Raw genomic sequence first — 24,274 nt, 5'->3', positions numbered from 1 at the left:
CTTTTGTTAATAATTTGAAAATTATTAACACCTATACTATAGCTTTCTATTAGCAATTGCCTTGCGTTACTATTATTTATATCACTATGTAAAATCTTATGTCAACGAATCTAGGAAATTGTAATTAAGATGTAATAATACTGTAGTTTTTGGCAAATAAAATATAAAAAAGTTCCATATAATACTAAAATATACATATAGGATACAAATGACCCATCGTAAAGTTACGATGGGCCCGCTAATTGAATTAGTTACTTAATATTTTTTTACCCTGTTCTTCTAAAAACTGATTTGTATAGAGTTTATAATAGTATCCTTTTTTATCAATCAGCTGATTATGATCACCTTGTTCAATCATTTTACCGTCTCTAATAACTAGAATACGATCTGCAGATCTAATAGTTGATAGACGATGGGCTATAATAAAGCTGGTTCTACCCTCTAATACCTTATTAATAGCTTTTTGAATCATCTGCTCTGTTTCTGTGTCAATAGAAGATGTAGCTTCGTCTAGAATAAATATCCTTGGGTCGGCTAGTATAGCTCTTGCAAAAGAAACAAGTTGCTTCTCGCCTGTTGATAGCATACCTCCACCTTCTCCAACCTCTGTATCATAGCCTTTTTCTAATTTCATAATAAAATCATGGGCATTTACTAATTTAGCTGCCCTTATTATATCTACTTCACTAGCACCCAGTTTTCCGTATTTAATATTATCTTTAATTGTTCCACTAAATAAATGTGGATTTTGCAGCACATAACCTAAATTGCTATGAAGCCATAATAAAGGTCTCTGTCTATAGTCTATCCCATCAATTAGGACCTGACCCGAAGTAGGTTCATAAAAACGACAAGCCAAATTAACTATAGTGCTTTTTCCCGATCCAGTTTCTCCTACTAATGCTATTGTTTCTCCAGCCTTTACATCCAAATTGAAATTTTCTAAGATAGGCTCCTCTACATTATAAGCAAAAGATACATTTTTGAATGTAATATTTCCATTCAATGAAGGCCAGTTTTTCTTGTTAGAATTAAAACCTTCCCCATATAACTCCTTTACCTCATTACTATCTTTAATTTCTGGCTCTGTATTTATCATAGAAAAAACTCTTTCAGCTGAAGCATGAGCTGATTGAAATTCTGCAAGAACTCTAGCAATTTCACGAACTGGTTCAAAAAATTGAATTGTATAAGATATAAAGGCTACTAGTGTACCATAACTAATTAGGTTTAAAATAACGCCTTCTCCACCTCGCCATAGTGCTAGAGCAGTTCCTATGCTAGATAATGTTAAAATTATAGGCAAATAAAGTGCTGAAAAAATCGCTGCTCTTATGGAATGTGTTCTCATTTCACCAGTAATTTCTTTAAATTCGTTTAAATTTTCTTCTTCTCTATTTAATATTTTTGTTGTCTTCGCACCCATAATTCCTTCATTGAATACTCCAGTAATACGGGAGTTGAATTTACGTACCCTCCTATGACTACTTAGCATTTTTTTCTGAAAATATATACTAATAATAGCTAGAAATGGTATCACCAGGAGCGTAATTAAAGCCAACTTCGAATTTAAGTACATCATAACAATCATAATAGCTACCATTTTTGCAAATCCCCATACTAAATCAACTAGTCCCCAAGAAATAGTTTCACCAAGTCTTAATACGTCCGATGTCATTCTTGCCATTAGCCATCCAACTGCTTTATTATCATAATAGGAAAAGGAAAGTTCTTGCAATCTCTTAAACCCAAGCTTCCTTATATCATAGCATAATCCTGTTTCTATACTCCCTGCTAGTGCAATTAAAAGCCATACGCAAATAGCTAAAATCATAACCAGTATGGCATAAACTATACCAAATCCTTCAATACCATCAGTTACTCCTGGTATAATAAAATTATCTATGGCTATCTTTGTCATATATGGAAAAACAGCCTCAATAAATGCTACAACTATCATAACTATGGATAATGATATTAGCTCTTTTTTGTAAGGTTTAGTGTATTTAAATAAATTTCTCCATAGCTTTAAGTCAAATCCCTTTTCATAATCCTGTTCTTTATGTTCACTCATTACTAGTCACCTCGCTCATTAACTCTCTATATATTTAATAATATTTCTATATACTTTTAGCAGCAACAGTTTCTACTCCTCCCTCAAGAGAGTTTTGAATTTCCCATACTCTTCTATAAAGACCCTGCTTCTTCATAAGCTCTGTATGATTACCCATTTCAGTAATTCTCCCTTTCTCTAGTACAATAATGCAGTCTGCTTCTGAAAGGGTTGTTATTCTATGAGAAATAATAAAAGTTGTAGCTTTATTTTTACGTCCTTTTAAAGCCATCCTAATTTCGTTATCTGTCTCCGTATCTACAGCACTTAAAGAATCGTCAAATACTACTATAGGACTCTCCGTGATTAAAGTCCTAGCTATAGCTACCCTTTGCTTTTGGCCTCCTGATAATGACACACCTCGTTCGCCTACCATAGTATCGTAGCCTTGATCAAAGTCTAAAATTGTATTGTGAATTGATGCAATATTAGCCACTTGAAAAACCTCTTCATCAGATGAGCCTGTCTTTGCTAATCTAATATTTTCCTTTATAGATTTAGCAAATAGAAATGGTTCTTGAAGTACAATACCTATCTTTTGGCGGATCCATTTTTTATCTATAGTTTTTAACTCATGTCCATCAACCTTAATAGAACCTTTTTGGTAATCATATAATCTAGCCATTAGGTATACTAATGTGCTTTTTCCCGATCCAGTTGGACCTAGTATTGCAATTGTTTGCCCCTCTTTTACTTCAAATGAAATGTTTTTAAGAACAGGCTTCCCCTTTTCATATTCAAAAGAAACATTTTCAAATTTAATATTTCCTTTAATAATCGGTTCTTTACTACTTTCAATCATAATTTCCCGTGGCTGATCTAAAATATTTTGTATTCTCTCTACAGCAACTAGGGCCTTACCCATATCAGCTATAATTCTACCCATCTGTCTAATTGGCCATAGAAGCATACCTTCGTATGTTGTAAATACAACTAATGTCCCTAGGGTAATAATCCCCTTTGATGTCCAGTATGCTCCAACTACAAGTACTAGAGCAATTTGGAGCATACACAGAAAATCTGAAAGTGACCAATACCAAGCTAGTAATCTAATCATTCTATTAGTTAATCTTCGATGGATAGCATTCTTTTCCTCAAATTTATCAATCTCATAGCTCTGTCTTGCAAAAGCTCTTACTACTCTTACTCCAGTTAAATTTTCCTGTAAAACCGTAGACATACTAGCCTCTGATTCATCATAAAGTTGAAAAGCTACCTTTATCTTTATAAAAAAAACAACAGCAAAAATAAATATTAGAGGTACTGCTATCATAGAAACAAGAGTCATTTTTACATTTAGACTTAACATTATATATGAAATGAAGGACAGCATAAAAAGCGCATTACCTATTTCCACAAATTGCACACCTAGAAATCTTCTTATGGTTTCTACATCCGATGTACACCTCTGTATTAAATCTCCTGTTTCCGCCTTTACATGATATTCATAAGGAAGATGTTGTAGATGATCGTATAGTGTTTCTCTAATTTGCTTTGCGGTGGATTCAGCAGCTACAGAAGCTAATTTACCTTTCAGGTATAAAAAAATTCCAGTAATAATTGTTAAAATTACTAAACTTCCTGCTATAATCCAGAGATTATTTTGTAATACTTTTACTCCTCCTAACCTATTAACCAGGCTAGTAATGGTCCCAGCATCTTCTAAAGGAGTATTTCCTATAATTGAATCTATTGTTGTCTTAATTATAAGAGGATTCAACACATTTAAAAGGGTGGCTATTCCAATACTAATAATAGCTCCCATATAGATTAACCGATTACCCTTCATATATTTCCAAATCAATTTTATATTTCTCACTATTCTGTCCTCACTTTCCTAATAATTGTCTAGATTTTAACTATTAAACATTAAATAAACAACATTCCCCTCACCCCTTAATATATAGGTACAAAAATAAAAGACCTAAGAAAGTATCTTCCTAGGCCTTATTAATTCTTAACACAAAACAATAATTAAATTTAACAGTAATATAAAAAACTGCAAACTTAGTTTGTATTAAACAAACAATAAAAAAACCTAGAAAGGTAAACCTTCCTAGGCAATAAATTCTTTTATTTATTGTCAAAGATGATCCACTTTCTCTTAGCTAACACATTATTTAATTTTGGACGCACTACTCCTGCAGTAGCAATAAATACTGTAGTATTATTCATTTTAATTATTTTTTTATCAATTTGGTTAACTAAGCTAAGTGATTTCATCTTTTCACCTCCTAAATGTATTATCAGTAAAATTATACCATGTGCAAGAATTAATGGCAATACATTTTAAATAATTTTAAGAATTTTTTTAAACTTTTTAAAATACACACTGTATATTATAACTACACTTTTAAAGCTCTTATAAATATAGTCTTACCTTATCTATATTATCCCTGTTAAATTATAAATATACCGATCACCTTAAATCCTCTAATATGGCTATTAGTCTATCATAGTTTTCTTCAGGAACTTCTAGATATTCTAACTCCTCTTTTAATGAAGATATACTAATACTCCCGGCAATATATCCATTAACACGAGCAGTTAATGTTGAAGAAACAAACTCACTAAAGCTACTATATATATTTTTCAACTCCTTATATGGTTTTGTTGCGTTCTGTAAATAGTATTTTTGATGATATCCTTCTGCCAGATAAAAGTTTTTAAATGCTACTATTTCAGTATATATTTTCTGTCCTCTTTCAGCTTCAATTTGTCTTTTTACATCTATAGCTTCTTCCATCTGTATATCGTTATGATAAAATATAATAGACATGTATTGCCTATTTCCAGTTTCATATATTGGATTATGCAGATTCCAAAATATATTTAAAAGCTCTCTATAGCTAATAATATTAGGATCATAGTTAATTTCAATTGTTTCCGTATGATCCCCTAAATTGTAATAGCTAGGATTATTTGTAGTTCCTCCAGCATATCCTACTCTTGTACTAATTACTCCTTTTATACTCCCAAACCGAGCATCTGGTCCCCAAAATCAGCCTAAGGCAAAGGTTGCAGTAAAAACTTTTTTGTTATTTATATCCATATTAATTCCTCCTTGATAAAGAAAGCTTGATTCAGATAGCATTTTAACTCTACCTAAATCTTAGTTGCATTTATTTCTTGTATGTAGTGATTTATCTTACAATTATAAAAGTGAGAACCTTAGTAATACACCGAAGATAAATAAAGTAATTGCAATTTAAAATCTCTTTATAGAATATATTACCCCTTTTATTATTTTTCAACCGTAAAATATAAAAGCTACAGCCTTAATTGCGACTGTAGACATACATTAACAATATTGCAAATAAAATTCTTGGTCCGTTGCCTTTAAATATTTTAATCCTTCCTTAATTCCAATTACAAATGGAATTAAAGTAAAGAAAAAAATAAAATAAAGAAGTCCTTGGAAAACCTTACCTAAATAAAACTTATGAATTCCAAATCCTCCAAAGAAAATAGCCAATAATCCTGCTGTTACTCTTTTAATTTCTTTATTCTCCTGAATAAAGGTCTCATCACTATTTTTTAAATATTCTACACCTTGTACAATTCCAACAATTGTTGGAATTAGAGTCCACCAAAATAATAGCATAAGAACTCCTTGTATAGGTCTACCTAGATAAAACTTATGTCCACCTAGTCCTCCTAAAAATATTGCCAATATACCTGCAGTTATTCTTTTTCTTTTAGGCTTACCTATATTATTGGTTGTGTTTTTCATTGATTGTAGATTATATTGAACTTCTTCTAATCTATGTGTGTCAAAGCATAAATCATTAATATACTTTTCCAAATTATTATAACCAGTTGGTGTAAATATAACTATATCAAATCCAACAAGGTGAAGAAAAACTAATGAAATAATATCTTCTTGACTAAATATATTTTTACTGCTATCGAATACTACTAGCTTAGGAATTTTAAAAGGATAATCAAAGTTTTGAATCAAATTTAAATATTGATCCTTGAGATTTAAAATAGTATCTAATATTTTGTACTTTAATTCAGTAGTTATTTCAAAGTTAAATAAATCCTTGGACTGAATCATTTCATTAATCTTAGATAAAATAAGGTTTTGTGATGAAGTTTTTAAATAAGCAAGTGGATAATTATCCATGGATTTTACTATATCTAAATCAAATAATTCCTTATCATCTAAAATATATTTATTAAAACTATGATTTTTATGAGGAGATGTAAAAGGTATAGAATTTATAAAAATAGTTGTTTTATCATCATTCTTTAATTGATCTAGTTCATTCCAGTAAAGTTCTAAATCCCTATGTGTACCACTGATCTTAGCAAAAATATTCGGAACAATTACCGTATCATCTTCCACTTTAAAGCTCTGTCTAAATCTTGCCTCTTCTTTCCATAATATAAAAAGTTCATCATAAGTTGTCTTAAGGGTATTCTTTGTTATCTTATAATTCTCAAACTGCCATAAACGATAATTTCCTTCTGTTTCATAGTGTAAAATGCGATCAATTTCTACAGAAGCCTTGTATGCTTCTGTTTCTTGTCTTTTTATTTTATTTAAAGAAACGGACTCCATCTTTTCAACTCCCTCTTCTATGGTATAGAATAAATCTATTTCACTTAAATTCAATAATTTACTGAGTTTATTACTGTTATTTATATAATATACAATTATGTTTCTTGCACTCTATATCAAATAGTTTTACTATAGTTTATCCTAATTTTAATGTAATATCAATACCTTTAAGGTTTTCTATAAGTTTCCAAGATCCATGCAAATGCCCATCCTAAGAATACTAAAGTCCAAGGAGCTCAAGTAATTCACCATCCTACATCGAAAGATAGTGAATATTTAGCTAATGAAATTTGCGATTCGATCAATAAGCTAGTTTTTAATGAATTTTTAAAAACGGAGCAAATTAAGGCAGAAGTATTGACTGGAAACTTCTATGTGTTAAGAGAATCTAAATCTCCTGGTGTTATAGTAGAAATAGGCTTTATAACAACTCCTGAAGATAGAAAACTTATTCAAAATGAAGATTATCAACATAAAATGGCTACAGCTATTGCACAGGGAGTTATTGAATATATATCAAATAAATATTAGAACTTTAAAGCTACATAGCAAATCTTTATGATCCTAATTCCGTAATCTTTAGAAATTGTCCTTCTAAATATTTCATCAATGGATAGTAATATTGCTCTCCCTTTCTCTACATCTTCTACATAATTTAAAAGTTTATTCCCGTGTAGTTAAGAAAGAAAAAAATATATAAAAGAAAACTAAAAATAACTAGGCTAACAATTGTTAATCTAGTTATTTTTAGTTTTCTCTAATATAATCTATACTTTGCAATTACAAAATTCACGTCTTTACTTGCAGTATTTTGTTTTTTTATTTTATACTATTTTTATTATTGAAATCTGCCCATCATATTTCCCATTTTATTAAAATTAGAACCATTTCCATCCATCATGGAGTTGTGCATATTAATCATATCTTCTCTTCCAATGGATTCCATCATTTTTGACATATTACCATAGCCATTTTCACTCATTAAATCAAGCATCTTTTGATAATCTGTATCTGACATATTATTCATAAATTCGTCCATTGATTTAAAGTTACCATCTTTCATCCACTTTGCCATATCCTCGAAACCATTTTCCTTCATAATTTGAATCATTTCTTCACTGTTCTCACAATGATTATTATTGTTTCTTGATACTACCGGCTCCTGAATTGTAGGTTTTTGTCGACTGTTATAATTTCTAGTTGTTTCTAGTTCACCAATTGTAACCTTTTCTTGATCGCTACTAAGTCTTACCCCATTGCTTCCTTGGGCGAAGGCATAACATCCTATAGATGCCATTGTAATAATAGCTGCACTTGCTAGTACTAATACTCTCTTTTTCATAATCTCTTGCCTCCTATTTATTTTTTATATTTTGCTAAGTAAATCTTGGTTCTTATACATTATAGAAAAAGATTTTGAAGAGAATATGAAGATAAGCAATATATATTTATAAGGTTTATCTTTCGTAGTTATGCTTTCTTTTCACTAACTAAGCTTCTCCAATCGCTCTTTGTAGGATAAGACTAAACTCTCCTGATTTATATTTCAGATTTCAGCCTCTATATATTAATTGTCAATCAATCTCTTAACATTTTCTTCTTTTGCATATACTCTTCTTCTGAAATTTCTCCCTTTGCATATCTTTGATTTAAGATATCAATAGCATCATTTTTCCCATTTCGCATATCATAATTCCCATTATTATTCTGCATTAATTTCACTACTGCATATATAACCAATACTATTAATATTAATGGAATAATCATACCAAAGCCACCCATCAATCCATATCCATACCCCATCATATATATCAATCCTTTCCATTTTTAATGGTGTGAAATTATCTGTTCGTTGTATTGCCATACATATTTATTTCAACTGTTGATCATAATCATCTGTTACTGTTTATTTTCTGTAACTTTTAGGATTCTATTCTTTATATTAGGAAATCATATTATTAGAATTAAATATTTCTTGGAGAGATATTATGAGCATAAACTGTACGGTACAGACAAATAGGAGCTTTGAAAAGGCTATTGAGGATCTAAAGAAAAGCTTAAGCAATCATAATTTTGCGGTGTTATGGGAGTTGAATTTTAAGGATAAGCCTAAGGAAAAAGGACTATATTTTGATAAAAATTTTAAAATATTAGAGGTATGTAACCCTGTACAAACAAAAAAGTGTTGAGAAAAATATAAAATCAAAAACTTGCAGTATAGAAGATTGAATATACGAATCTATCCTGCAAGTTTTTTATTCTTTATTAAAATGCTTGATTTTTGATTATTTTCCCCTTATCTATTGCCGCCTGTACTACTGCATGACAGCACTTTCCTAAAGGGTTCTTAAGTTCACACTGCCCATTTTTCATTGCGCCTGTTAATTTTATAATATCTTTCATATTTTCAGCACCGTTATTAACTACTGCCTCTATAACCTGTTCTTCTGTTACCTTATTGCAATAACATACATATCTAAGTTCAGCATCTTTTTTGAACCATATAGGCACTTTCACTTCTTTCTTGCTAAATCTAACACCTAATTCTTGGTTATAATAAACAACATAGCATTCTTCATTCATACACAAATAATAATCATCATTTCGAACTTGCTTAAGTAATTCATCATGAATCATGTGTCTTATTGTAATGTTATTTACTTTACTTCCTTGTTTTTCACATACAGGACACAGTTCATTTTTATCTACTAGACCTGTAGACTCAATTTGGTTCCCTCAACATGATTTATTTTGTTGATTAAGCTCTTCTTTTTTTATCATTGGTTTATCCCCTATATCTGCAAATACAACTACAAGTGAGTGGTTCTAGTGGCAAAAAAAATTCTTTACCTTCCTATCTTCTATATTATTTTAAGTATTTATCAAACCAATCTGTAATCTCTTTTAGCCTTCTAATGCGGTGCTTCGGTTTGCCACTTCTACTTAACTCGTGATTTTCTCCCCTAAACATACAAAGTCTTGCTTCCACATTATGATATTTCAAAGCAGTAAACATTTGTATTCCCTCTACTAGCCAGCATCGGTAGTCCTCTTCTGAATGTATGAATAATGTAGGAGTCTTTGCACGATGGGCATACTTTAATGGTGAATGGTCCCATAGTTTTTCTTGATTATCCCATGGAGTTGCCCCTATTTGATCATGATTAAAATAATATCCTATATCCGTTGTTCCAAATTTAGAAATCCAGTTCGAAATACTTCTTTGAGATGCGGCAGCTTTAAATCGATCTGTATGCCCTATAATCCAGTTCGTCATAAAACCGCCATAGGAGCCTCCAGTAACACCTACCTTGTCCTTATCTATAAATGTATATTTCTCTAATACCGCATCTGTAAACTTCATTATATCATCATAATCTATAGTTCCATATTTGCCTCGAATATCAGCAAAATTATTTCCTTTTCCATCACTACCCCTAGGATTACAAAAGAAAACTACATATCCTTCGTTAGCCCAATATTGCATTTCATGATAAAAAATTTCCCCATAAACCGTCTTTGGTCCTCCATGAATGTCTAAAATTGCTGGATATTTTTTACCTTCTTGAAAATCTACTGGCCTCATAATCCAACCATCAATAAATATATTATTGGAGGTTTCTACGGTGATTTTTTCAGGCTTAATTATTGATTTTGTTTCCTTAACCCATCGATTAAATTCCGAAATTTGATGTTCTTTATTATCTTTTAGCAAATACATCTCTTGAAGCTTTGTATCTCTTAACCCAATAAATAAAACATCTCCCTTATCATTTACAGAAAAATCATCTATACTTCCATTAGATGAAGTCATCTTATTTATTTCTCCATTTATGTCTAATTTATTTAAATATGAGCATTCTCCTTCAGTTGAAATAAAATATATATTGCTTCCTCTTTTTTGAATGCTAGATGCTGGAGAAATTCCATATCTACAATCGGACCCAACAGAATTAGTTAAATTACAGTCTAAATCTGGAGTAATGCAAGTTGTTTTTTGCTCCTTAACATCTAAAATATAAAACTTGCTATTTTCATTCATTCCGTATTTAACCATATCTTTTCCTGTATACACTATTTTATTATCGTCAATAAAATTAGCATATCCATGCATAACCGTGTAAGGAGTTGCTACTTTTTCTATTGTTTGTTTCAGTAGGTCGTATACATAAATTGAATTTTCAAGCTCCATTTTGCTCTCAAAACTTTGTCCAATAAAAATAACTTTGTCCTTTTTATCATTTAGATTTACACTACTTACATTGGTAAAATCATCTGTAATCAAATTATAGCTATTTGTTAGAGAATTATAGATATATAATCTATTTCTACTTTTATTGGTAAAGCCTACTCCATTGCTCCAAAATGGAATCTCATCTAAAATCTCATAATCCTTCTCTTCCTTTTGTGCTTTTAACTCTAGATTTCTTTCTTTTTCTGACAATTTATCTAGTTCTTTATTATAGAGATTAGACCTAGCAGTAAAAATATATGTATTGTCATCAATCTGTTTGATAGAAGTTAATTTTTTAGAAATTCTAAATGCTTTTTTAGCCTCTCCACCATTAATGCTAATTTTATAAAACTGGGTAAACACTTCCCCTTCTTTAACCTTTTCCTTATCATTTAAATCTCTTAAACTCGAAAACAAAATAGTTTCATTATCTTCTAGCCATAAAAACATTTTGTCCTCATTAAATGATGTTAATTGCCGATATGTATTATCTTCATTATAATAAATCCATATATTAGATAGATACTTATTGTTATCTAAATCAGCTTCGTTCACAGTAAAAGAAACATTCTCACCGTTTAAAGAATACATTATATTCGACAAAAACTTATACCTTATAAAATCATCTAGCTTCAGCTTTTCCACTATATTGCCCCCCTATTAATATTATTGTGCATATTTTACCTTAGCTCTATTATACATTAATATATACATAATTTTAAAAATTTTATGTATACAAGTTAATTAAATTTCTTTTAATCCGTTAATCTAAAAACTTTTCAAATTCATCTGCTGATATTGCTTTACTCTAACAAACTCATCTTTTGTTTCTTATAAATTAATTTCAACAAATTAATTTATAATCCTTAAAATAATTCGTGTTTTATGCAAATATTTGTAATATTTTTGAAATTTCAAATTCTTTTATAGATTGACCTTTCTTTCATTTTTATGATATATATAATAATATTGAATGATTTGTTAAATTTTAGGTCAATTTTTAAAGAAAGTAGGTTTTCTTATGTTAAAAAAAATTCAATATAACTCACCTGTCATACTAACCTTTACAATATTATCTTTTCTATCTCTAATACTAGGGCAGTTAACTAGTAATTTCTCTACAGCTTTACTTTTTTCTGTATACAGGAGTTCATTAACAGATATATTTTTCTATTTTAGACTTATAGGTCATGTGTTAGGTCATGCAGATTTACAGCACTTTTTAGGTAATTTTCTTATTATATTGCTAATAGGCCCTATTTTAGAAGAGAAATATGGTTCCCGGACTATAATCCGCATGATGTTACTTACCGCTATTATTACGGGGATATTAAATATTTTATTGTTTGACACTGCATTACTAGGTGCAAGTGGTATTGTATTTATGCTTATTCTGCTTAGCTCCTTTGTTAATACTCAAGAAGGTAAAATTCCATTAACCCTTATTCTAATTATTATTCTTTTTGTTGGAAAGGAAATAATAGATGTATTTTTTGCAAATGATAATATTTCTCAGCTCACTCATATAGTTGGTGGTCTATGTGGTGGTATTTTTGGTTTTTATATAGATCGACGAAAATGGAGAATATCAGCATAATTTCTTTTAAATCAAAAAAGCTACCTAAATTAAGGTAGCTTTTTTGCTAGATAAATAATATTTATATTACTCTATCATCTTACCAATCTCTTTTCCAAATTCGTAACATGCTTTAAGATCTTCTTCTGTAGGAACATATTTTATTTGTAAACCTTCTTTAATAATACTAATACCTGCATCTTTTATTCTTTTCTCTATATTAGCAACTGCTCCCTTGCCCCATCCATATGAACCAAATGAAGCTCCTATTTTCTTTACTGGTCTTAATCCTACTAATTCTTCTATGAAATAGGCTACATCTGGAATCATAGTATTATTTATTGTGGAAGAAGCAACAAGTACTGCCTTTGCATCCAAAATATCTGTCATAATATCATTAACATCGCTTCTAGATATTTTGTATAGCTTTGTTTCTACACCTTCACTGGATAAACCCTCAATAATAGATCTTGCCATTTTTTCTGTGCTGAACCACATTGTGTCATAAGCAATTACAGCTTTCCTTGTAGTTTCACCTTTGCCCCACTGCATATATTTTTCTATAATTTTCTCTGGAGAACTTCTCCAAATAATACCGTGACTGGGAGCAATCATATCTATTTTAAGTCCCATCTTTACAATTTCTTCTATTTTCCTAACTACCAATGCACTAAATGGCATTAAAATATTAGCATAATAGCGTTTTGCCTCTTCCATTATTGTACACATATCATTTTCATCATCGAATCTACCAGTAGAAGCTAGATGCTGACCAAATGCATCGTTAGGAAAAAGTAAAGATTCTTCCTCCACATAAGAAAACATGCTATCTGGCCAGTGTAACATTGGTGCCTCAACAAATTTAATTGTTCTTTTTCCTAACTCAATTACATCTCCTGTTTTTACAACTTCATAGCTATAGTCACCAAAATAATGATGTAGCATTGCATCCTTACCATTTTTGCTGCAAAATACCTTAGCATTTTTAGCATACTTCATAAGAGTTGGGAAGGCACCAGAGTGGTCTGGTTCCACATGATTAACTACAACATAATCTATTTTACTAGGATCAACTATTTCTCTAATGTTATCAAGCATTACATCTACAAAGTCTGCATCTACAAGGTCTACTAATGTTATTTTATCGTCTATAATTAGATATGCATTATATGTAGTTCCCCTAGTAGTGTGGTATGATGGGCCGTGAAACTCTCTAATATCCCAGTCTACTGCACCTACCCAATAAATCCCCTTTTTAATTTCCACAGCTGACATTAAATCATCTCCTTATCCTTACATAATATATCTCTACAGACATATTAATTATATCCAATATAACATTTAAGTAACAAAATTTCATTACATTTAATAATAATATACTGATTAAAAATCCTCTTTAAAAGCTAATAATTAGCTTTCAAAGAGGAGAGGATTTGATTATATTTAGTCCTACTATTTTCTATTTAATAATGTATTTAATGTTACACCCATTATTGCCGCAAGACTTAATCCCTCTATTTTTATAGTTTCAGTTATTGGAATTCCTATAGCTAGTCCTGTATGTTTTTCAATAAATCCTGCTCCTAGTCCTAGTATTAAAATAGTCGCCATTACTATGATGTTCTTTACGTTAAATTTAACCTTACTATTTCTAATTGTATTTACACCTACTAGAGCTATCATACTAAAGAGCATTAAACTAATACCACCCATAACCGGAACTGGTATTGACCTTAAAAATCCACCTACTTTTGCAACAAATCCAAGTATAATTGCAAACACAGCTGCTAGTCTTAATATTGCTGGATCATAGTTTTTTGTAATTGCCAATACTCCAGTATTCTCACCATAAGTTGTGTTAGCAGGGCCACCAATCAAGCCTGCAAATAATGTAGCTAATCCGTCTCCGAGTAATGTTCTATTTAATCCTGGATCCTCTATAAAGTTATGTCCAACTACTTCTCCGTTTGTTGTAATGTCTCCCACATGTTCCATAAAAACTGCCAATACTATAGGTGCTATTATTGATATTGCACCTATATCAAATTTAGGTAATGTGAAGTTTGGTATAGCTATTAAAGCAGCTTGTGTTATCGGACTATTATCTATTATTCCTAATTGTGCAGAAATGATATAGCCAGCTACTACCGCTATTAAAATAGATAATTGCTTAATAAATCCTTTTGCTAAAAAAGTGATTCCTAATGCTATAGCTAATGTAACTCCAGCTATAACATAGTGATTAGAAGCCATATCAATAGCTACTGGTACTAGAGTTAATCCTATTACTATTATCATAGGTCCAACTACTTGTGAAGGTAAAAATCTTTGAATATTGTCTACGCCTATTTTCTTAATCATAAAAGATAGTAATATATAAATTAATCCGGCAACTATAATGCCACCCTGAGCATAGCTTAAATCTCCATTAAATTTATCTTTTACTTGTATAATAACACCTATAAACGCAAATGATGATCCTAAAAATACTGGTACTTTTCTTTTAGTTACAAAGTGGAATATTAAGGTCCCCGTACCTGCAGCAACAAGAGCAACGGAAGGGTCCAGTCCTGTTAGTATAGGTACTAATACAGTTGCACCAAACATAGCAATTAAATGTTGAATAGCTAATATAGCTTTTTTAAAGCTCTCCATTAAATAGACCTCTTTTTTTACAGACTCTGTTGTTTTAGATAATGTATTAACTGACATAAAAAAACCTCCCTTTATTTTTGCAAAATTGCATAACTAAAGGAGAAAACATATTATTTTTCTCCCTTTCCGGTCTCACAGAACCGATTTAAAGGTGTTAAAACCCTCACCAATTTGAAAAGTTTACTTACTTATTACAATAAAAAAACTTCTTACATGAGGCGCAAGAAGTTATACTTATACTATGATTAGTAACTAAGTCTATTATTATAACCTTGCCAGCCTCACGGGACTGCATTAAAGATTTATTTTCTCTCCTAGTAATTGTATCACCTTTATAGTTTATAATCAAGAATTTTTTCATATATAAAGCAATTCCTATAGGTTTTATTTTACTATAGTTATAAACAATAATACTATTAAAGAAGCAAATAAACCACTCAAAAAATTGACGATATCATTGTTAATAAACTTTATTCCCTTTAAATATTTCGTTTGCTTACCTTTATAAAACTTTCTTTCAGTAATAATATTCTCCCTCTCATCTATATATTTTACTTGTATAGTCGCGCCTAAAATACTATCAATTAAAGCTCCCATAAATCCAGCAATAACTATAATCATGGTTTTTATAGGCAAAGTCCTATCGAATTTAAACAATATTATATACCCACCAAAAAATATAGTTGCAATTAAACTAGAACCTAAAAATGAAAAAATAGTACCAAGAAGTGTAACACCTCCTGACATTCCCTTTTCCATTGGTTTAAAAGTAATTATTGATACAGGCTTTTTATTACTTAATACGCCTATCTCAGATGCCCAAGTATCTGCATTAGATGCCGCAAATACTGCAACATACGCCATTAAATAATTATAGTCTTTAGTTTTATAATATAGAAATGAAAACACAAGACCCAAAAGTCCATTAGCGATTACCTGAATATACCCTCTACCTTCTTTATTTTCGTCTACTATTTTATCAATACTTTTCTTTTCTTTTTTCCTATATTTTGTAAATAATGAAGAGGATGCGAAGAAACTTATCATAATACCCCAAAAATAAAATCCACCAAAATAATAAATAGATGTACCTAATATAAAAGCTGCTACAAATCCGCTCTTATTTAAAGACTTTTTCATATATGCCATAATTACTACTAAAAAAGTTATTATTGATCCAACAATAAGTTGCATTAATACCCACTCCTAAAAAAATAATATATAGTACAATAAACTAGAAAAAATAGGAACTGTTAAATTATCAAAACCCCAAGGAGAAAAACCTTCCAATATTGTAGCAAACACAGCTATTACTAAACTCTTAAAAAGAATAATATTAGGTGAGTAAATAGTAAAGATTGAAAAACAAACTAACAGAGAAGCAATAAACATAGTTAGTGTTCCCTCAAAAGATTTTTCATTATTAAAAACATAATATTTGCGTTTTCCAAATTTTTTACCTATTATTGCTGCTAAACCATCACCATAACCCATTATCAATGTACCTACTGCTCCTATATATGGTATTTTTATAATACCAAATGTAAAAATTACTAAAATTAAAAGTGAGATAGGAAAATATACCGTTCCCAAATCGTTACTTCCACTTTTACGTTCCATAGCATTAATTAGTTGAAAACGATATGATAAATAGTTGATAATAATAAAAACCGATGGCAAAATTATCGCATACCATATATTATCAAAGTAAATCATAGCAATAATCCACCAATTAGATACTCCAATATGAACTAGTTTTCTAGTTCCTTCTTTAGACAATTTATTTCTTTTTTCCAAAACAGTAGCAATACCAATAAGTATAAATATAAAAGCAAAAGAAATTATAATCCCTACTATGTTTCTCTCCATTTAAACATATTCTCCCTTTTAAAAGTCATTTTTTCATATAGCTATTACATAATGTTATAAATTTTTTATAATATTGTCAATGTTTAGCTCTGTCAAACTAGACTATGTAATTATCCTAAATACTTCCTAATATTGTTTCTAATAGATTTTGTTCTATATGAAAATACTAACTATAAAGGAGTGATTATATGGCAAAAAATAAATTCAAAGAAAAACACATGGCTATGCCTATTGAAAATCATATAACTGCAGCCTGGGCAAATATAGATCACCTCAAGGGTGTATCGAGGGTGCCTATTCCCAATGAAACAGAAGTAAGAAATGCTAAGGAATGGGTAGATACTAATCAAAAATAAATAAATTTTTAGCTATAATTGAAGATATACTAGTTAAAATGATACATGCCAACTATTAATAATAGTTGGCATGTATCTATTTATTCATATTTCATTTCTGCTAACCGTTTATAGATAGCATATCTTTCTTTCGCATCTTCCTCTGCTGCACTAAACAGTTCATCTGCGAGATGCGGGAATATATTCATAATTTGAGAATATCTGATTTCTCCATGAATAAAATCTCTAAATGATTCTGTCGGTTCTTTAGAATCTAACACAAATGGATTTTTACCCTGTTTTTTAAGGTCTGGATTAAATCTATATAGGTGCCAATATCCAGATTCTACTGCTCTTTTTTCTTGTCTAACACTAGTTCCCATTCCAGTCTTAATACCATGGCTAATACATGGAGCATAACAAATAATAAGAGATGGTCCCTTATAAGCCTCTGCCTCACTAATAGCTTTTAAAAGATGATTCATATTAGCACCTAATGCTACCTTTGCCACATAAACATAACCATAAGTAGTAGCCATTAAGCCAAGATCTTTTTTACGTACCTTTTTACCAGAAGCAGCAAATTTTGCTACTGCAGCTTTGGGTGTTGCCTTAGAAGCTTGACCACCAGTATTTGAATATACTTCTGTATCCATTACTAATATATTTACATCTTCACCTGATGCTATTACATGATCTAATCCACCATAACCAATATCATATGCCCATCCATCTCCACCAATAATCCAAATGGATTTTTTAACTAAATGATCCTTATGATCTAAAATTTGTTTTACTATTGGATGTTCTTTATGATTATGTGCATTTATTACCTCTAATAGTTCCTTAGTAATCTCTTTAGTTTTTGTTCCATCATCTTTGTGTATTAGCCATTGCCTAAACAAATTTTTACAATCTTCATCTAGATCAGAATTTATTCCTTCTTCCATCAAACTGGCTATTTTATCTCTAGCCTGTCTAGATGCTAATGCCATACCATATCCAAACTCTGCATTATCTTCGAATAAAGAATTAGCCCATGAAGGCCCTCTACCACAAGGCAGGGTTGAATAAGCAATAGATGGCGAACTCGCACCCCAAATTGAAGAACAACCAGTAGCATTTGCAATCATCATTCTATCGCCATAAAGCTGAGTAAGTAATTTTATATAGGCAGTTTCTCCACATCCAGCACAAGCTCCAGAGAACTCTAACAAAGGCATTGCAAACTGGCTTCCTTTTACAGATTTTCTGTCCATTAGGTCCGGTTTATATTTAATATTAGCAATAGCATACTCCCAGTTTTCAGCCTGCCTAATTATTTCCTTCTCTGCATCCACCATAACCAATGCTTTTCCTGGTGCTGGGCAAATATCAGCACAGTTAGAGCATCCAGTACAATCTAATGGACTGATTTGAATACGATAGCCTAAACCTTCTAAGCCCTTACCAACTGCCTCTTTAGTTTCAAAAGTATTAGGTTTTTTCTTCATTTCTTCTTCATCAAGAAGGAATGGTCTAATAACCGCATGAGGGCAAACATAGGAACATTGATTACATTGAATACATTTTTCTGTTTGCCATTGAGGTATCATTACAGCAATACCACGTTTTTCGTAGGATGTTGTGCCTAAAGGATAGGTACCATCTTCCATTCCTTTAAAAGCACTTACAGGCAATTCGTCTCCCTCATGTCTAGTAATAGGTCTTTGTATTCTTTTAACAAAGTCTGGTTCGTCTTTTATTGGCAGGTCTTTAATCTTTGCATCTGCCCAACTAGTAGGAACATCTACTTTTACAAGGCGCTGTGCTCCTTTATCTACTGCAGTGTAATTCATTTCTACGATTTTTTCGCCCTTTTTACCATAGGTATCTGCTATAGCTTCTTTTAGATATTTAACTGCATCTTCCATTGGAATAACCTCAGCTAGTTTAAAAAAAGCAGATTGCATAATCATATTTATTCTTCCACCTAGGCCTATTTCCCTAGCGATTCCTACTGCATCAATAATGTAGAAATTAATATTTTTCTGAGCAATAGCCCTTTTAATAGCTGCTGGAATTTTTTCATCTAATTCTTCAACTGACCAAGGACAATTCAATACAAATGTGCCATTTTCCTTTAGCCCCTTTAATAGATCGTAGTGATATACATAGGAGCTATTATGACATGCAATAAAATCTGAATTATAAATTAAATAAGGTGATTTTATAGGTTTCTTACCAAATCTCAAGTGTGAAATCGTAGTCCCTCCAGATTTCTTACTATCGTAGGAGAAATAGGCTTGTGCATATAAATCTGTTTTATCTCCTATAATCTTAACAGCCGTTTTATTAGCCCCTACTGTACCATCAGAACCTAACCCCCAAAACTTACATTTAATGGTGCCCTCTGGAGAAGTTTCTATAATATCCTCTTCTAAAAGGGATGTATTAGTTAGATCATCTACTATTCCAATAGTAAAGCCATCTTTAGGGTTGCTATTTTTCAAATTTTTAAATACTGCTACAATTTGTGAAGGTGTAGTATCTTTTGATCCTAATCCGTATCTTCCACCAACAATAATAGGTTGATTATCTTTTCCATAGAATAGGTTTCTAATATCTTCATATAGAGGCTCACCTAATGATCCTGGTTCTTTTGTTCTATCTAATACTGCAATTTTCTTTACTGATTTTGGGAATACATTAAAGAAATATTTTTCACTGAAAGGTCTATATAGATGTACCTTTACAACTCCAACCTTTTCTCCTTTTTTGTTTAAGTAATCCACAACTTCTTCAGTTGTTTCGCATACAGATCCCATTGCAATAACAATATTTTCAGCGTCCTCAGCACCATAATATGTAAAAGGCTTATATTCTCTTCCAGTAATTTTACTGATTTCATCCATATAGTTCGCAACGACATCTGGAACTTCATTATAAAAGCGATTTGCAGCTTCCCTACCTTGAAAATAAATATCTGGATTTTGTGCTGTTCCTCTAAGTACAGGATGTTCAGGATTTAATGCCCTATTTTTAAACTGTCTTAATGCTTCATAATCCAATAACTTTTCTAAATCCTCATATTCCATAACTTCTATGTTTTGATATTCATGAGATGTTCTAAATCCATCGAAGAAATGTAAAAACGGCACTCTACCTTTAATAGCTGATAAATGTGCTACTCCTGCTAAATCCATTGCTTCTTGTACACTAGCAGAAGATAGTAATGCAAATCCTGTTTGTCTAGTTGCCATTACGTCTTGATGATCTCCAAATATAGATAAAGCATGAGTCGCAATAGCTCTAGCGCTTACGTGAAATACCGCTGGAAGGAGTTCACCTGCCATCTTATACATATTTGGAATCATAAGTAGTAGTCCTTGAGAAGCCGTATATGTTGTTGTTAACGCACCAGCCTGCAATGAGCCATGTACTGCACCAGCGGCCCCTGCCTCAGATTGAAGCTCTGCTACCCTTACTGGTTGTCCGAATATGTTCTTTTTACCATGAGCTGCCCATTCATCTACACCTTCTGCCATAGAAGAAGATGGAGTGATAGGGTATATGGCTGCCACATCAGTAAAAGCATAAGATACATAAGCAGCTGCCTCATTACCATCCATTGTTTTTCTTTTTTTAGCCATGTCTACTCTCCTTTTTTCTTTGTTTTATATAAAAGGATCAATACATTTCTATTATTTTACTTTTTTGAATTTATCATACGCTAAATTAAGAAAATAAATAAATAGAAGGTGTAAAAACTAATTGTTTTTACACCTTCTATTTATTTTTTTACATTATCTCTATATCTTTGCATTACTTCAGTAAAGAGATCCGCAGTAGATGGCGGAGTATATGTTATTGCATTAGCTCCTGCTGCTATTGTCTTTTCTATACTTTCTTCTGTTGGTCCTCCAGTAGCTATAATAGGTACGTCAGGAAACTTTTTTCTGATTTGTTCTACAATATTTGCCGTATTAGCGCCTCCAGAAACATTAAAAATTCTTGCACCAGCCTCTAATTTCCCTAGATAATCATCATATTCTGAGACAATTGTAGATATAATTGGAATATCAATTTTTTCATTCATTTCTGCAATTACTTCTTTTTCCATAGGTCCATTCACAACCACCCCATAGGCCCCCATAAGTTCAGCTTGTAGTGCTATGCCTATTGATCTTTGGCCTGTTGTTAATCCGCCACCAACACCACAAAACACTGGGACAGTAGCAACTTCTAATATAGCCTGTGTAATAGATAGTTGAGGAGTAAAAGGATAGACTGCAATAATTGCATCGGCATTAGTATTTTTTATAATAGCAACATCTGTAGAAAATAAAATAGATTTTATCCGCTTTCCTAATATCCTTATTCCACCTGCCTTCGAAATTACTCGAGGCACATCTACTATTCTATCTCTAAGCTTCAACTTTATTTCTGGAACAAATTTTTCCATTTAAAACACCTCTTCCTCTTTATATTAGTATTTTAAAAATGTTCAATACAAATAATAAAAATCGTCTGATGCTATTAAATCGACATCTGTGGTACAATATATTAATAGATTTTTACTAACATATTAATTAAATAATGCTAGGAGGGTATCTTTTGTTAGAAACAGATCCACGTAACCAATCATTACAAACATTAGCACGAATATATAAAATTCTGATGGTTTTACTGTCTTTAATAATTATGCTTTTATCTATTTGGGATATTATTTTTGAATTTAACGAAAAAACTATTCGTTTTATTAATAAATTTGATTTATTTATTATGGCAATATTCATTATCGACCTACTCGTTAATTTAAAACTTACAAAAAACAAAAAACATTTTATTAAAGTAAGTATTATAGAAATAATTATAATTACGCCATTTACAGTTATTTTAAAAGTTCCTGGATTATTAAAAAAATCTACAGGAATTAACATTTCTCGAGGTGGTCGAACTCTTTATATTGAAAAACATCCAAGACTAAAAGGATTTATTAATATATTATTATCTCAGAAATTTATATTAAAGTCCATCGCTTTTATTATGAAACCTAGTGTAACTAGGGCTGCAAAATTTTTCAATTTATCAAGAAACTACTTTAACAAAGCTAAACCTAAAAAAGATTGAGAACATAATTCTCATCTAATACGATAGCTAAAAATTCTACGGCTCTGTCTAGACTGAAACTTTGTTTACTAATTAATCTATATTGCCTTTGTTTTCAAAAAAAATAATCTTTTTTAAATAGGATTCTATTTTGATTATTTTTTGATATAATACTTGAATGATGAAATAAGAGTTTTTAAGGAGGTTCATAATGTCTATTTTAGTTTTTGGGCACAAAAGTCCTGATACTGACTCTGTGGCTTCGGCTATTGCCCTTTCTTATTTAAAAAATCAACTTGGCTCTAATACAATACCTTGTGTTCTCGGAAATATAAGTAAGGAAAGTCAATATGTTTTAGACTATTTTCAACTGCCGACACCTAGGTATATCTCCGATGTTAAAATACAAGTAAAGGATTTACAATATGATTTTGCTAAAGGGATATCGCCTAAAAAGTCTATACTTTCTACATATAATCTAATGGAAGATAATTCATTAGAAACTGTAGGGGTAGTAGACGAGGATAATAAACTTCTTGGAATTATAAGCATGAAAAATATTGCTATGGGACTTATCCATGGAGATTTTTATCATTTAGAAACTTCTTTAGAAAATCTCGTTCACGATCTAAAAGGTAAAGTTTTATCTGGTAATAAAGAGTTTTTTAATGGTCATGTATCGATAGTAGCATATTATTATAAAACCATAGAGGGCCTCTTAGGTGAAAACGATATTGTTATTGTTGGTGATAGATATGATATTATAGAATGTGCTATTATGTCGAAAGTTCAGTTAATCATTATTACTGGTGGTAATGATATACCGCAGAAATACATAGATTTAGCTGAAATCAACAATATTACAATGATTTTAGTACCAAAAGATACCTATTATATTTCTAAAGTTATAAATATGTGTAATTATACTAGCCGAATTATGAGAACACAAAATGTAATTAAGTTTAATGAAATGGAATATATAGATGAAGTAAAGGACGAACTTAGCCATAGTCATTTTAGAAATTATCCTGTTATTGATAATGAGAGTAAGTTTTTAGGATTTATTAATAGAAACCATATTATGAATCCTACAAGAAAAAAAGTAATATTAGTGGATCATAACGAATATAGCCAAAGTGCTGAAGGTCTTGATGAAGCAGACATATTGGAAATAATTGATCACCATAAAATTGGAGATATTTCCACATCGATGCCAATTAACTTTAGAAATAATCCTGTAGGAAGCACATGTACAATAGTATTTTGGATGTACAGAGAGCATAATATTGAAATTCCGTTTGAGATTGCGGGAGCATTGTTATCGGGGATTCTATCAGATACTTTACTGTTTAAATCTCCTACAACAACAGATATCGATAAAAAAGCTGTAGAAGAACTAAATAGGATTGTAAAGCTGAATATTGATGACTTCGCAATGGATATGTTTAAATTCGGTACATCTCTAGAAGGTCAAAGTATAGAAGAAGTCTTCTATAAGGACTTTAAAGAGTTTCAATTAGAAACATTTAAAACTGGAATTAGTCAAGTGTTTACACTAGATATTGATGATGTCTTCAATAGAAAAGATCTTTTTATTAATTATATTAAAAAGGTACACAAGAGGATGAATTATGACATTACATTATTATTAGTTACAGACATTTTAAAAGAAGGTTCGTATATTTTGTATCAATGTAAACATAATAGCGTGATACCATCTGCATTTGAAGTTATAGATGAACAAGGTGTATTTGCTAAGGAAGTTGTATCAAGAAAAAAACAAGTAATACCTAAGTTACTAAATGCTATACAGTTAATCAAATAATAAATTTAA

21 protein-coding genes are annotated in these 24,274 nt (G+C 30.7%); 6 read left to right on the top strand and 15 right to left on the bottom strand.

The genetic code is table 11. The features are described from left to right. Positions 1-247: 247 nt before the first annotated feature. From HYG84_RS10695 to HYG84_RS10675, 5 genes are all read right to left on the bottom strand, one after another. Positions 248-2,074, bottom strand: a complete 1,827-nt coding sequence (locus tag HYG84_RS10695) for an ABC transporter ATP-binding protein (RefSeq protein ID WP_212376888.1) — start codon at positions 2,072-2,074, stop codon at positions 248-250. Between the two features lie 46 nt (positions 2,075-2,120). Beyond that, positions 2,121-3,932, bottom strand: coding sequence for an ABC transporter ATP-binding protein (locus tag HYG84_RS10690; protein WP_212376885.1), 1,812 nt, complete (start codon positions 3,930-3,932; stop codon positions 2,121-2,123). Between the two features lie 254 nt (positions 3,933-4,186). Then, positions 4,187-4,336 carry a hypothetical protein gene (locus tag HYG84_RS10685; protein ID WP_212376882.1) on the bottom strand — a complete coding sequence of 50 codons (150 nt, stop codon included), beginning with the start codon at positions 4,334-4,336 and terminating at the stop codon, positions 4,187-4,189. Positions 4,337-4,532: 196 nt separating this feature from the next. Beyond that, positions 4,533-5,072 carry a peptide-methionine (S)-S-oxide reductase gene (locus tag HYG84_RS10680; RefSeq protein WP_249168758.1) on the bottom strand — a complete coding sequence of 180 codons (540 nt, stop codon included), beginning with the start codon at positions 5,070-5,072 and terminating at the stop codon, positions 4,533-4,535. Between the two features lie 342 nt (positions 5,073-5,414). Further along, the gene (locus HYG84_RS10675; RefSeq protein ID WP_330655432.1) at positions 5,415-6,680 is read right to left on the bottom strand and encodes a YceG family protein; all 1,266 of its coding nucleotides are present in this window, start codon (positions 6,678-6,680) and stop codon (positions 5,415-5,417) included. A gap of 192 nt (positions 6,681-6,872) precedes the next feature. On the opposite strand from HYG84_RS10675, the gene HYG84_RS10670 reads away from it, so the two are divergent. Continuing rightward, the gene (locus tag HYG84_RS10670; protein WP_212382203.1) at positions 6,873-7,211 is read left to right on the top strand and encodes an N-acetylmuramoyl-L-alanine amidase family protein; all 339 of its coding nucleotides are present in this window, start codon (positions 6,873-6,875) and stop codon (positions 7,209-7,211) included. Between the two features lie 307 nt (positions 7,212-7,518). On the opposite strand, the gene HYG84_RS10665 is transcribed toward HYG84_RS10670, so the two are convergent. Together HYG84_RS10665 and HYG84_RS10660 are read right to left on the bottom strand one after the other, a co-directional pair. Further along, positions 7,519-8,022: a hypothetical protein gene (locus HYG84_RS10665; RefSeq protein ID WP_212376876.1), complete on the bottom strand. Its 504-nt coding sequence runs from the start codon at positions 8,020-8,022 to the stop codon at positions 7,519-7,521. Between the two features lie 236 nt (positions 8,023-8,258). Then, a complete protein-coding gene (locus HYG84_RS10660) occupies positions 8,259-8,486 on the bottom strand; it encodes an SHOCT domain-containing protein (protein ID WP_212376873.1) in 228 nt (75 codons plus the stop codon). Positions 8,487-8,668: 182 nt separating this feature from the next. On the opposite strand from HYG84_RS10660, the gene HYG84_RS10655 reads away from it, so the two are divergent. Continuing rightward, entirely contained in the window at positions 8,669-8,869 is a 201-nt protein-coding gene (locus HYG84_RS10655; protein WP_212376870.1) for a DUF302 domain-containing protein, read from the top strand. Between the two features lie 76 nt (positions 8,870-8,945). Here HYG84_RS10655 and HYG84_RS10650 read toward each other — a convergent pair whose 3' ends face one another. Both HYG84_RS10650 and HYG84_RS20335 read right to left on the bottom strand, forming a co-directional pair. Next, positions 8,946-9,461 (bottom strand): Csac_0668 family 2Fe-2S cluster-binding (seleno)protein, encoded by a 516-nt coding sequence (locus HYG84_RS10650; protein ID WP_212376867.1) that lies wholly within the window; start codon positions 9,459-9,461, stop codon positions 8,946-8,948. An 85-nt stretch (positions 9,462-9,546) separates the two neighbouring features. After that, on the bottom strand, positions 9,547-11,559 hold the full coding sequence (locus HYG84_RS20335) for an alpha/beta hydrolase family protein (protein ID WP_249168588.1): 2,013 nt from the start codon (positions 11,557-11,559) through the stop codon (positions 9,547-9,549). Positions 11,560-11,935: 376 nt separating this feature from the next. Between HYG84_RS20335 and HYG84_RS10640 the strand changes: the two genes are divergently transcribed. Beyond that, positions 11,936-12,511, top strand: coding sequence for a rhomboid family intramembrane serine protease (locus tag HYG84_RS10640; protein ID WP_212376864.1), 576 nt, complete (start codon positions 11,936-11,938; stop codon positions 12,509-12,511). A 66-nt stretch (positions 12,512-12,577) separates the two neighbouring features. Here HYG84_RS10640 and HYG84_RS10635 read toward each other — a convergent pair whose 3' ends face one another. The 4 genes from HYG84_RS10635 to HYG84_RS10620 form a co-directional block, all read right to left on the bottom strand. Continuing rightward, a complete protein-coding gene (locus HYG84_RS10635) occupies positions 12,578-13,765 on the bottom strand; it encodes an FprA family A-type flavoprotein (RefSeq protein WP_212376861.1) in 1,188 nt (395 codons plus the stop codon). A 177-nt stretch (positions 13,766-13,942) separates the two neighbouring features. Next, on the bottom strand, positions 13,943-15,145 hold the full coding sequence (locus HYG84_RS10630) for a uracil-xanthine permease family protein (protein ID WP_334301097.1): 1,203 nt from the start codon (positions 15,143-15,145) through the stop codon (positions 13,943-13,945). Between the two features lie 384 nt (positions 15,146-15,529). Further along, positions 15,530-16,339 carry a DUF92 domain-containing protein gene (locus tag HYG84_RS10625; protein ID WP_212376855.1) on the bottom strand — a complete coding sequence of 270 codons (810 nt, stop codon included), beginning with the start codon at positions 16,337-16,339 and terminating at the stop codon, positions 15,530-15,532. A gap of 12 nt (positions 16,340-16,351) precedes the next feature. After that, positions 16,352-17,014 (bottom strand): diacylglycerol/polyprenol kinase family protein, encoded by a 663-nt coding sequence (locus HYG84_RS10620; protein ID WP_212376852.1) that lies wholly within the window; start codon positions 17,012-17,014, stop codon positions 16,352-16,354. Between the two features lie 188 nt (positions 17,015-17,202). On the opposite strand from HYG84_RS10620, the gene HYG84_RS10615 reads away from it, so the two are divergent. Continuing rightward, on the top strand, positions 17,203-17,370 hold the full coding sequence (locus tag HYG84_RS10615; protein ID WP_212376849.1) for a CDIF630_02480 family spore surface protein: 168 nt from the start codon (positions 17,203-17,205) through the stop codon (positions 17,368-17,370). 80 nt (positions 17,371-17,450) lie between these two features. Here HYG84_RS10615 and nifJ read toward each other — a convergent pair whose 3' ends face one another. Next, positions 17,451-20,981, bottom strand: a complete 3,531-nt coding sequence (gene nifJ / locus HYG84_RS10610) for a pyruvate:ferredoxin (flavodoxin) oxidoreductase (RefSeq protein ID WP_212376846.1) — start codon at positions 20,979-20,981, stop codon at positions 17,451-17,453. Between the two features lie 140 nt (positions 20,982-21,121). After that, a complete protein-coding gene (locus tag HYG84_RS10605) occupies positions 21,122-21,793 on the bottom strand; it encodes a hydrolase (protein WP_212376843.1) in 672 nt (223 codons plus the stop codon). 152 nt (positions 21,794-21,945) lie between these two features. Here HYG84_RS10605 and HYG84_RS10600 point away from each other — a divergent pair, with 152 nt between their 5' ends. Together HYG84_RS10600 and HYG84_RS10595 are read left to right on the top strand one after the other, a co-directional pair. Continuing rightward, positions 21,946-22,461, top strand: coding sequence for a hypothetical protein (locus HYG84_RS10600; RefSeq protein ID WP_212376840.1), 516 nt, complete (start codon positions 21,946-21,948; stop codon positions 22,459-22,461). Positions 22,462-22,651: 190 nt separating this feature from the next. After that, positions 22,652-24,265: a putative manganese-dependent inorganic diphosphatase gene (locus tag HYG84_RS10595; RefSeq protein WP_212376837.1), complete on the top strand. Its 1,614-nt coding sequence runs from the start codon at positions 22,652-22,654 to the stop codon at positions 24,263-24,265. Positions 24,266-24,274 lie beyond the last annotated feature (9 nt).

This window comes from Alkaliphilus sp. B6464 (genome assembly GCF_018141165.1).
In the GTDB taxonomy this organism is placed as follows: Bacteria; Bacillota; Clostridia; order Peptostreptococcales; family Natronincolaceae; genus Alkaliphilus_B.
The sequence above is the reverse complement of the archived record's forward strand: the minus strand, read 5'-3'. Positions and strand labels throughout refer to the sequence as shown.